9 protein-coding genes are annotated in these 6,783 nt (G+C 52.3%); 3 read left to right on the forward strand and 6 right to left on the reverse strand.

What is annotated here, in order from left to right; all coding sequences use genetic code 11:
- Positions 1 to 209 (forward strand): hypothetical protein (locus ACI48K_RS16395; protein ID WP_475028694.1); only part of this gene is annotated, 209 nt, incomplete at its 5' end.
- Positions 210 to 262: 53 nt separating this feature from the next.
- On the opposite strand, the gene ACI48K_RS16400 is transcribed toward ACI48K_RS16395, so the two are convergent.
- Positions 263 to 631, reverse strand: coding sequence for a DUF1634 domain-containing protein (locus tag ACI48K_RS16400; protein ID WP_475028695.1), 369 nt, complete (start codon positions 629 to 631; stop codon positions 263 to 265).
- Between the two features lies 1 nt (position 632).
- The gene (locus tag ACI48K_RS16405; protein WP_475028696.1) at positions 633 to 1,466 is read right to left on the reverse strand and encodes a sulfite exporter TauE/SafE family protein; all 834 of its coding nucleotides are present in this window, start codon (positions 1,464 to 1,466) and stop codon (positions 633 to 635) included.
- A gap of 233 nt (positions 1,467 to 1,699) precedes the next feature.
- On the opposite strand from ACI48K_RS16405, the gene ACI48K_RS16410 reads away from it, so the two are divergent.
- Positions 1,700 to 2,641, forward strand: a complete 942-nt coding sequence (locus ACI48K_RS16410; protein ID WP_475028697.1) for a hypothetical protein — start codon at positions 1,700 to 1,702, stop codon at positions 2,639 to 2,641.
- 127 nt (positions 2,642 to 2,768) lie between these two features.
- On the opposite strand, the gene ACI48K_RS16415 is transcribed toward ACI48K_RS16410, so the two are convergent.
- From ACI48K_RS16415 to ACI48K_RS16430, 4 genes are all read right to left on the reverse strand, one after another.
- Complete coding sequence (locus tag ACI48K_RS16415; protein WP_475028698.1) at positions 2,769 to 2,999, reverse strand: YezD family protein; 231 nt, start codon at positions 2,997 to 2,999, stop codon at positions 2,769 to 2,771.
- 107 nt (positions 3,000 to 3,106) lie between these two features.
- A complete protein-coding gene (gene cysW, locus ACI48K_RS16420; protein WP_475028699.1) occupies positions 3,107 to 3,967 on the reverse strand; it encodes a sulfate ABC transporter permease subunit CysW in 861 nt (286 codons plus the stop codon).
- A 53-nt stretch (positions 3,968 to 4,020) separates the two neighbouring features.
- Positions 4,021 to 4,851: a sulfate ABC transporter permease subunit CysT gene (gene cysT / locus ACI48K_RS16425; RefSeq protein WP_475028700.1), complete on the reverse strand. Its 831-nt coding sequence runs from the start codon at positions 4,849 to 4,851 to the stop codon at positions 4,021 to 4,023.
- Positions 4,852 to 4,893: 42 nt separating this feature from the next.
- On the reverse strand, positions 4,894 to 5,994 hold the full coding sequence (locus ACI48K_RS16430) for a sulfate ABC transporter substrate-binding protein (protein ID WP_475028702.1): 1,101 nt from the start codon (positions 5,992 to 5,994) through the stop codon (positions 4,894 to 4,896).
- A 256-nt stretch (positions 5,995 to 6,250) separates the two neighbouring features.
- On the opposite strand from ACI48K_RS16430, the gene ACI48K_RS16435 reads away from it, so the two are divergent.
- Positions 6,251 to 6,508, forward strand: coding sequence for a hypothetical protein (locus tag ACI48K_RS16435; RefSeq protein ID WP_475028701.1), 258 nt, complete (start codon positions 6,251 to 6,253; stop codon positions 6,506 to 6,508).
- The last annotated feature ends 275 nt before the right edge of the window (positions 6,509 to 6,783 follow it).

Consider the following 6,783-nt stretch of genomic DNA (forward strand, 5'->3'; position numbering starts at 1 on the left):
ACCGTTTTGGACCGCTATTTCTGGAAAATGCGGATTTCGAGCGAAATAAGGCCATTTTATGCCGCTATTCGAGAGTCGTTCGAGAAATCATTCACTTCGAAACTTGCCGAAATAAAGCCCGGAGATCAGAGGCTTTCGCTTGCCCGACACTTAACGACGATTTGCTTAAGAAAGCGGCAATAGACCCAAGTGAACAGTTCGTCAAATGACCCATATACTTTTGGGATACCCTCAATACATCAATTCCACCGCGTTCAGACGGTCAGCCCGCTTTTCCCAGCAAAAAGCTGATAATCAGGATCACGAACACAAGTCCGGTAATCAGGACAAACCTGTAATCCTTCTCCTCAAGAAAAACGAACAGCGACACAAATACGCGAAACACCGGGGTCAAGATCAGCAGCAGTAGACCCGTCTGGATAACGGCAAAGGATTTCAGCGCCGCAAGTCCGGCAAAAATGGAGCCAAGGTTTGTCGGATATGTATCGCCGGGATAGCCGCTTTTGCCCGTGATCAAATACAGGAGCAGACCCGAAACGATCACGATGCCGGCCACAAGCACGCCGATTCGCAGCAGCTTGCTGATTACCGTCTCCACCTCGACGATGCGGCTTTTCGTATTTTCGTTCAAATTAACCCCTCCATCCCTGGTAGATCATTTGAATGGCGATATAAACCATGACCGGAATGAAAAGCATCCGGATCGTTTTGCTCTTCAGCCGCTGCATGATGCGCGAGCCCACGGTCGCTCCGATCAGTACGCCAAGCGCCACCGGCGCCGAAATGACCGGAATGATGTCGCCGCGCAGCAAATATATCCCGGCGCTGGCCGCCGCCGTAACCCCCATCATGAAATTGCTGGTCGCCGTGGACACCTTCATCGGCATCTTCATAAATACGTCCAGCGCCATCACCTTAAAGCTGCCGCTGCCGATGCCGAGCAGACCCGAAATCACGCCGGCCCCATACATAACTCCAAATCCCGCGTAGACCCGGTCCACATTATAAGCCACTGTTTCGCCGATCGCTTTATCGTAATACTCGCCCTGAAGCCGCAACTTTTGGGCTACCGGATGAAGCGGCACCTCCGCCGGCGACTTCTCCCTGGCCTTTTTGATCATGGCATAAGCCGAGTAGAGCATTAACAGCGCAAACACGAAAAACAGAATTCTTGGAGCCACCAGCGCCCCTATAAAAGCTCCCGTGATCGCCCCGACCGTTGTGGCGATTTCGAGAAACATGCCCACGCGCAAATTCGTGATCCGGTCGCGGATATACGCCACCGCCGAGCCGCTGGACGTGGCGATGACGGATATGATGCTGGCTCCGATAGCATGGTTGATATCGACTCCGAACAGCAGCGTAAGCGCCGGCGTAACGATAATCCCTCCGCCTAAGCCCAGGATCGATCCCACTACACCCGCCAGTATCGCGATCAAAAAAATTTCAATGACTGTAGTTGCCAAAGCTGCATCCCCTTTTCCTCTCCGTTTGGTCTATATGTATAAATTGAAAATTCCACTCTCTTGCCCATTTGCTTTCCAATTGGCTCAACTTTTCTTGTCCGCCTGCCATTATAGCATATTGTCTGCCGGCACAGGATGAGATCATTCACGATTCCCAGTTTTCGACAATAAAACTTGAATCCGCCGGACTCATGTGCAATAGTGAAAAGAGGAATATGGAAAGGGTGATAGCGGTGTCACTGTCGGAATGGATTGCCTGGCTTCAGTTGCACGAAACGACTGCTTTAACTTCGTTTCTTGCGCTCGCCTTGTTTCTTGGCATTTACGCGGTATCGCGGCGAGGTGTGGCCAGGGAAGCACACGCCCGGCTTGAACATCTGAAGTCCAGTCTGGAATTGTACGCAGCCGCTGCCGGGCCGTTAATCAGAGGGGTAAAAGAGCAGGATTTCTCCTCATCCGAAGAGCTTCAATTATTGAATAAACTGCTAGCCTGCCAGGCTGCTCCATACGCTACGGCGGATTTGCTTGGCCAGATCGGCGCTTATGCCTCGGACGGAGACCGCTCTCGTCTTCCGCTGCTGCTGAAGACGCTCGAACGGGAAAGCGAACGCCTGATCGAAGAGCGAACGAAGCTGCTTCGCCGAATTGAACAACCGGGTTGGGGACAGCTGCTTTGGCAGCAGGTTCGCCCGGTCTTGCCGTTTTTATTTGCGGCCGCTTTATTTTTTTGCTTCCTGTGGCTTTTTCAGTTATTGGACGAGTCCCAAACCGTAACCGGATCTGAACGACTTCCGCTTGTGGAAAAATGGCTTCAATTTGTCTCCACTTTGTTTTCGCTGCTTCTGTTATACCCGGCACTCTTAATGGGGCGACGCTCCAATCCGGGAGCCCTGCTGCTGCGGGCTTTGGCTGTCATCATCGCGTTGCTCGCACTGCTTCATCTCATCACACCGATCATGGCCCCATACATATTTGGAGCACAGCTGCTGTTATTCCTTGGCGGTTTCCCGCTTGCCGTAAGCGACAAACCACGGAAATCGCGGCCTTTTGCCGGCCATGACCGCATGATGGACGATCAAAGCGGCGCCGACGAAGAGCAGGCAGCACAGCAAGAGATTGCCGCCCACAAACTCTCCGCCGAATCGACTGTTCTTCCGCCGTCCAACAAGTCTTGATCTCCTGCTTGAAGGTGCAGACAACGAATAAACCCCAATTCCGCAAGGGACCCGGCGACTGCTGCCGCCCCTTCGAAATTGGGGTTTATTCACTTTTTCCTTTTTATATCTCCGAAACTTTTTCTCTCTACCTGGAACCGGACTCGCGAAGCGGCCGCGCTCCATGGCGAGCCGCGCCAGGCACCTTGCCGGTCCCCGTACTCGCTGCGCCCAGCTCGTATCTTTTCCGCTCGGTTCGTTCCATTTGAACGATTTGTCCTTCATGAACAACAATATTGAGCGATCCGAATTCCATGTTATCCAATAAGTCGGCGATCCGCTCTAACCATACGGCGTCTACCTTTAATGGTCTAGCCATCTCTTGCAGCCTCCTGTTCCCCGCGTATCTGTTAAATTGAATCAAAGATTGAATACGTATAACGGCAGCCGTGAACGAATACACATTTCGTTTCCCGCCCCAAAATACTAACGGCCGCTTTTCCGGGTAAACCAGCTTTTCAGCAGCAGGGTTACCAGCGCCAACATCAATAGCAGCGATGCGACGGCGAAAGAAGCGGAGAATTGGTATTCGTTATACAAAATCTCCACATGCAGCGGCAAGGTATTGGTTTCTCCCCGGATATGTCCCGACACGACCGATACCGCGCCGAATTCCCCCATAGCCCTCGCGTTGCACAAAATAATCCCGTACAAAAGACCCCACTTGATATTGGGCAGCGTCACCTTCCAAAAAACCCGGAACCCCCGCGCTCCCAACGTTACCGCCGCTTCTTCCTCCTGCTGTCCCTGATCTTCCATCAACGGAATCAATTCTCTGGCCACGAAGGGAAACGTCACGAACATCGTTGCCAGCACAATTCCCGGAAGGGCAAAAATCACTTTCAGGTCATGGTCCTGCAGCCAGGGGCCAAACCAACCATGAACCCCGTATACCAGCACATAAATAAGCCCGCCGATGACCGGAGATACCGCAAACGGAAGATCGATCAAAGTTACAAGCACCTGTTTGCCGCGGAATTTAAACTTTGTGATCAGCCAAGCGGCCGCCACGCCGAAAATGGTGTTTAACGGTACGGTGATAGCGGCGACCAGAAGCGTCAGCCGCAAGGCGGACAACGCGTCGGGATCGCGGATGGCTTCCAGGTATACGTGAATTCCCTTCTTCAGGGCCTCCGTCAAAACAACAACTAGCGGCAGAACGATCAGCCAAAGCAGCACGACCGCCGCGGCGCCAATCAGAACCCATTTGACGGCGTTTGTTTCCTTCCTGGTCCGGTTCCTGACTTCCGTAGGTTTCCCGGCCGTTAAAGGTACTGAACCGGCCATGTCCTTCCCTCCCCGCACCATATTGATCTCAATCTATTCAACCAATAGAGTCTTTATCGCGCCGTCTTGCGAATCCGACGCTGCAGCGAGTTGATCAGCAGCAGCAAAACAAAAGATATCAACAGCAGCATGAGCGCCACCGCAGTCGCCCCGGCATAGTCGAACTGCTCCAGCTTGGACATAATGAGGAGCGGCGCGATTTCCGTTTTCATCGGCATATTGCCGGATATGAAAACCACCGATCCGTACTCTCCGATGCCGCGCGCAAATGCGAGCGCAAAACCGGTAAGCAGCGGTGGCAGAAGCTCAGGCAGCACGACGGAGCGGAAAGTGCGGAAGCGCCCGGCTCCAAGTGTAGCCGCCGCTTCCTCCACCTCGATCTCCAGTTCCTGAAGCACCGGTTGAACCGTCCGCACCACAAAGGGAATGCCGATGAACATCAGCGCCAGCGTAATGCCGACCGGCGTAAACGCAATCCGGATTCCCAGCGGTTCAAAGAGCGAGCCGATCCATCCGTTCGCCGAATAAATCGCCGTCAGCGACACCCCGGCCACCGCGGTGGGCAGGGCAAACGGAAGATCAATCATGGCATCAAAGAGGCCTTTTCCCGGAAAATCGTATCTGACCAGCACCCAGGCGAGCAAAAGCCCAAGTAAGGCATCGATAAGCCCCGCCGCTGCCGCAGTCAAAAAGCTCACCTTATAAGAAGCCAGCACTCGCGAATCTCCCGCGATATTCCAAAACTTCTCCCAGGTTAGTCCTGTGGAATTCAGCAGCAGCGCGGACAGAGGGATGAGTACGATCAAACTGAGATACAAAATGCTATACCCCATCGTCAGCCCGAATCCGGGCAACACTCCGCGTTTGGAAACGCTACTGTGCATGATGTTTCATCCTCTCCGGCTCCTCCGTTTGGCTACGGACGGTTATTTCGGCGCATAAATTTGGGTAAAGATGCCGCCATCGTTAAAATGCTTCGGCTGAGCTTCCCCCCAGCCCCCAAACTCGTCGATGGTAAACAACTTGATGTCGGGGAACTGATCCTTGAATTTCTCCTTAACGCTTTCGAGGGTCGGGCGGTAATAGTTTTCAGCCGCAATCGTTTGGCCTTCTTCAGAATACAGGTAGTTCAGATAGGCTTCGGAAACCTCGCGGGTACCGCGTTTGTCGGCGACTTTGTCGACGACCGCCACCGGAGGCTCCGCCAAAATGCTTTCCGACGGATACACGATATCGAATTTATCCGGCCCCAATTCTTTGACCGACAGCCACGCTTCATTCTCCCAAGCCAGCAGGACGTCTCCGAGTCCGCGTTCTACGAAAGTTGTCGTCGCTCCGCGAGCACCGCTGTCCAATACCGGAACATGACCGTACAGCTCCTTCACGAATTCCTTGGCTTTGGTTTCATCGTTATTGTTATGATGCAGAGCATAACCCCAGGCGGCCAGATAATTCCAACGCGCCCCTCCGGAAGTTTGCGGGTTAGGCGTAATGACCTCCACTCCGTCCTTAACAAGGTCGTTCCAATCCTTGATTCCTTTCGGGTTACCTTTGCGTACCAAAAATACGATTGTTGACGTGTATGGTGAACTGTTGTAATCGTATTTTTGCTGCCATCCGTCGTTAATCAAGCCGCTTTCCCGAATCGCGTCGATGTCGTACCCTAGCGCCAGCGTAACGACATCGGCTTCCAGGCCGTCGATTACCGCCCGGCTTTGCTTGCCTGAGCCGCCATGCGACTGCTTGATCGTCACCTTCTGTCCTTTTTCCTTTTCCCAATAGGCTGCGAATGCTGCGTTATATTTTTCGTAAAGTTCACGGGTAGGGTCGTAGGATACATTCAGGAGCTCGACATCTTTGGGTTTTTCTCCGTCCCCCGCCGAATCGGCCTCCGCGCTTGCTGCATTGTTCTTCTTGTTGTCCGCCGAGCATGCCGCCATTGTCAGGCTCATGGCCAACACCAGACTTACCAGAATCCCTTGCCTCAATACTTTGTTCACGTATCGCTCACTCCCCCATGCTCTTATATTGATCTCCTCTTCTTTCGGTACACAGGAAGGATTCCGTACGTTTTCCCATACATTATTATAGGAAAACGGAGAAACGCCCGCTCCTAAAGTCAAACCGAGCCGATACCCGTGTCTGCCAAGGAAATTAGAGCGTCCCTCCGTCCGTACGGCTAGAACATTTTTAATTATTCCTACCTGTTTAGTATGCTATGGTGCTATTTTATATGGGCCGTGATTTATTGTCAAACGTTTTTATTCGAAAATAGGAAATTCTTTGACAGAAGAAAAAGAAAGTGTTCCAAAGCAAATGGGCTCATTTGACGAACGGCTCACCCAGTTGAAAAAGGAATCGAAAGTGAAAGAAAAGGGGCACCCGGGGGCTATCTTTGCACCATCATTTTTCTATTGGGGCTATTGTCGCTTTTCAAGCAAATCGCCGGTAAATGCCGGGCAAGTGAAAGCCATCCGATCTCCGGACCGAATTTCGGCAAGTTTCAAGGTCGAAAACGCCTTAATCTTCGGCAGTCCTTGATGCATGGCGCGCAGGTCCGCGTACTGGCCATCCTGGCCTGGGATCAACAATCAACGGCGAACGGCGATTGCTCATACTCAAACGATTGCTCGAGCACGAACGACTTCTCGAACGATTTCTCGAATAGCGGCATAAAATGGCCTTATTTCGCTCGAAATCCGCATTTTCCAGAAAATAGCGGTCCAAAACGGCCCTATTTTCGGTAAAACGCCTAAAACCGAGTGAAAAAGGAACTCTTCAGAAGAAATAAGGCCATAATACGGCGCTATTTATTC

Source organism: Paenibacillus terrisolis, from assembly GCF_056171975.1.

What these genes read in the sequence shown, in the direction of transcription:
- cysT (WP_475028700.1), bottom strand. Translation starts at nt 4,851, where the DNA reads ATGCACAGTAGCGTTTCCAAACGCGGAGTGTTGCCCGGATTCGGGCTG.
- cysW (WP_475028699.1), bottom strand. Translation starts at nt 3,967, where the DNA reads ATGGCCGGTTCAGTACCTTTAACGGCCGGGAAACCTACGGAAGTCAGG.
- ACI48K_RS16415 (WP_475028698.1), bottom strand. Translation starts at nt 2,999, where the DNA reads ATGGCTAGACCATTAAAGGTAGACGCCGTATGGTTAGAGCGGATCGCC.